This is a genomic window from Actinophytocola sp., assembly GCF_036378875.1.
In the GTDB taxonomy this organism is placed as follows: Bacteria; Actinomycetota; Actinomycetes; order Mycobacteriales; family Pseudonocardiaceae; genus Actinophytocola.
Window position 1 is genome coordinate 1 of record NZ_DASUVO010000007.1, and the last position, 3,611, is coordinate 3,611.

2 protein-coding genes and 1 pseudogene are annotated in these 3,611 nt (G+C 66.5%); 2 read left to right on the plus strand and 1 reads right to left on the minus strand.

The features are described from left to right. Positions 1–262: 262 nt before the first annotated feature. Positions 263–514, minus strand: a pseudogene (gene gvpJ, locus VF106_RS50795) (gas vesicle protein GvpJ); the annotation flags it as partial. 771 nt (positions 515–1,285) lie between these two features. Between gvpJ and VF106_RS02395 the strand changes: the two are divergent. Continuing rightward, the gene (locus VF106_RS02395; protein WP_330837867.1) at positions 1,286–1,447 is read left to right on the plus strand and encodes a hypothetical protein; all 162 of its coding nucleotides are present in this window, start codon (positions 1,286–1,288) and stop codon (positions 1,445–1,447) included. Positions 1,448–1,479: 32 nt separating this feature from the next. After that, positions 1,480–2,916, plus strand: coding sequence for a hypothetical protein (locus tag VF106_RS02400; protein WP_330837868.1), 1,437 nt, complete (start codon positions 1,480–1,482; stop codon positions 2,914–2,916). The last annotated feature ends 695 nt before the right edge of the window (positions 2,917–3,611 follow it).

Consider the following 3,611-nt stretch of genomic DNA (forward strand, 5'->3'; position numbering starts at 1 on the left):
AACGCCGCGACCTCACCGTGCCGGACGGTGAGCACGTCGTACGGCGGATCCCCCACCCCCCGAGCATCCGGCGTGGTCTCCACATCCGACGGCACGATCCCGTACACATACACCTGGCGGGAACCACCGCGAATGGTGTCCCCACCGCTGGTTCTGCCCCCCGACACGGTCATCCCCAACACGCCCCATCTCGCTCCGATCGGACCTTCGGTCACCTCGTCGAGCAGATCGGTCAGCTGTCTTGGTTCGGTGTCGGACAGATTCAGCCGATCCACCGCGTCGGCGAACTCCAGGTAGGTGTCGATACTGGCGATCACCACACGAACGTCGATGGTCAACACCTCGATACCCACCAACGCCACCCGCACATACGCGTCGAGCACCAGACCTTTGTCCAAATGGTCTCGATGACATCGGCGAGCCCGGACGGCGACGGACGGCCGCCCCCCTTGCCCGATGTACGGCGGAGGTCATAGCCGACTCCGCATCTACTCGAAACTCCCTCGGTCGGCACGCCGCCGCCGATGTCCCGACTGTCCCGGTCCACCGCAGCGACACGGAATCGCGAGGAACCGGCAAAGTCAGAGCGTCCCGCTGACTCGTCCCGTGTCGGGACGTCTTCTCACATCGACATCCGTCACGACGACAGAGGACGGCGTACCACCAACCACACCAGGGAAACCGGGCGCCGCCTAACCTGCCTCACCGCAACCACGCGCCGTACCTACCGAGCCGGCGATCCCACGCGTGGGCCAAAACGCCGTTGCGGGCCACCCAACACGGTGGTCAGGCAGCCCCCGGACGTGCTCTCTGGCGGCTGGTGTCGTCCGCAGCAGTTGTTGGCGTCTCGAGGTCACGCCACTTTCCCCCGCTTGCTCGGTCTGTTGCAAGGCCGCGCGATCTCGGTCCAACTGCGCCCGTGACGGCGGGCGGTGCTCACCACGTTGAGTTCGGCCGTATCCAACACGGTCCGCACGAAAATGGATGTCAGCCAAGGCCCGAAGTGCGGCCTCACCGCTGTCGGGGGGTGACCAGGCGGGGCATGCGGGTCGCGCTGGTGCCATCCGTCCCGGCCGAGAGGGCCGAGCCCTGGAGGCCCGCGCCGCGAACACTTCGCCGGCTCGCCGCTGGCGTTCGAGCGGCCAGCTCACTTCGGCAGCGATCCAACATGGACAGAGTCACTCCTTCGGGGCTTTGGTCACCAGTTGGGTTGACGACAGGAGTGCTTGAGGTTTGGCTCAAGACCTCCTGCCACCACAGGTACGACCCGTCGTATGGAGGTCCGATGAACGTGCCTTCGAGTGCCGACCGCCCCTTGCCGCGCTACGAAGGGCCGGCATTGGAGCAGACCGAGGAGGAGATCATCCAGCTCGGCGGCTGTGTCTTCCTGCCGCCCAACGCGGTCGGAGCGCGCCGTTTCTCCTCGGGCTCGCACCGGCGGCCGTGAAACACCTCCGCCGGCTCGGTGACGTGGACAGCATGACGGAGACGCAGGTATCACCGAGGCAGCTTTGGCTGTTCGCGGCGCTGACGGTCGTGATGATCGTGGTGCTCTGCTTCTCCCCGGGCTTTGGCATCCTGAGCCTCGACGACAGACTGGGCAAGGACCAGGCACTGCTTGACCCGTGGCTGGGGTACCGGGCGGGTGAGGCGTGGAACGTCCTGGACACCCTGGGGCCCGACGGCCGCGACGACCTCAGGACCTACTACTGGGTCGACTTCGCGTTCGCGGTCTGCTACGGCGTGTTGCTGTGGGTCACGATCCACCACCTCGCGATCAAGTCGCCGTGGCGCGAGCGGACGGGAATGCGGACCGCGCTCTGCTCGCTCGCCGCGCTGGCAGCGGTCTGCGACATCATCGAGAACATCCTGGTGCTCGTCGCCTTGGGGGACTTCCCGGCACCGAACACGCTCGGCGCCGCAGGCGTGTTCGGGTTGCTGAAGTTCCTCCTGGTCATCTTCGCGGTCATCGTGGTGCTGTGCGGGTTGCTCTCCCTCTGGGCCGGTCGACATCCCACCGAGACGACGCAGTGCGACACGGTCCCGGTCAAGCAGACATTCGTCGCGTTGCGGGCGGGGTCGGCCTTTCTGCTGGTGCTCCTCACCATCTCCATCGTCGTGGAGATCTTCCTGCACGAGTTGCACAAGTCCATCAGCGACTTCTACTACTCGCCCACGCGAGCGGTCTTCGTCGGCGGCCTCTGCGCGATCGGCGTCTGCCTGATCATCAACCGGGCGGAGTCCGACCTCGAGAACGCCATGCTCGACGGAGCAGGGCTGATGGCGTTCGTGGTCGCGTTCGTGCCTGTGCCGAGGACGAATCCCGACGTGTGGGGCAAGCTCACCGACGGTGAAGTCCTGGACGCGACAGGCAACAACCTGTCCGCTTTGTTCGCAACCGCGGCGACCGCCACGGTGTTCGGGTTCGTCAGCACGGAGTTGCTCCGGGGCAAGCGGGAAAAACCACTCCCCCCGTTCGCCAAGGTGTTGCTCGGGGCCTTGCTGACGCTCCTGGTCGGGGCGGGGATCCTGGGGGCCATCACCGGGAGCCAGTTCTTCGTCGACAACGCGCACGGCTTCGCCGCCGGTGTGCTGTTCGCCTTCATCATGGCCGTGGTCATGGTCAACGCCGCCGCCGACAAGAGGTCAGAATCAAGCAAGGCCAGCCCGAACTTGGTCCTGGTCGCTGTGATGATCGCGTCCGTACTCGGTTGGCTGCCATGGGGCTCCTACTTCGACTACGACGACTGGTTCTTCTGGCTCGAAGCCAGCCTCCTCACCTGCTTCGCAATCTTCTGGGTGATCCAGACCCAGCGACTCAACGGGACGATGAACGGTGTCCGCAGCGGCGCGGCGCGCAGCTCGACCAGCAGCGACGCGACCGAGTCGGAGCCGTCCCCGTCGGTCAGCGCATAGGCGGCCACCACGTGGTGAACCTCGCCGGCGACGCCGAGCAGGGCTGCCAGCCGACCAAAGGCCGCAGGCAGCGCCGTACCATGCCGAGGTTTTCCAGATCCAGCAACAGAATTCAGCTTGGTGTCGCTCTCCCACACTTCGCCGTTAGCCTGCGCGATCCCTACTGGTATCACCAACACATCCTGGGCGAGGTCCACGTGCCGCCACCGCAGCGCACACAAGTCTCCCCGCCGCGCTCCGGTGGACATGGCCAGCCAGACCACCGGGCCCAGGTCCGGGTGCTTCCACGCCTCACCGACGTGCCGTAGTCGGCGAGAAGCGTCGGGGCTGTCTTGCCGCGTACCTGGCGTCGGAGTCATGGCCTCGCGCCACTCGGCCGACCAGCCGGACCGGCTCCTCGATCTGGCCGTTCTCCGCCATGAGGCTGGCGAGGCGGAATTCGCGTAGTCCGCCGAGTACGACTCGTTGTCCGCGATGGCTTCCAGCCGCGCGATCCGCAGCGGCTCGGCGATTCTGTTCGGGTAACGGGAGGGCGCTCTACCAGTGTTCAGGGGCAGTTGCCGCGTATGCCGCATTCGGCGGCGAACTCGCGGATCGCTTGGGTGGCTTGGTCGGCGTAGTAGCTGCCGGTGGCTGCCACGGCCGCGGCTCCTGCCGGGCCGGCCTCGGGAAGGACCGCTGCGGCCAGCGCGTCG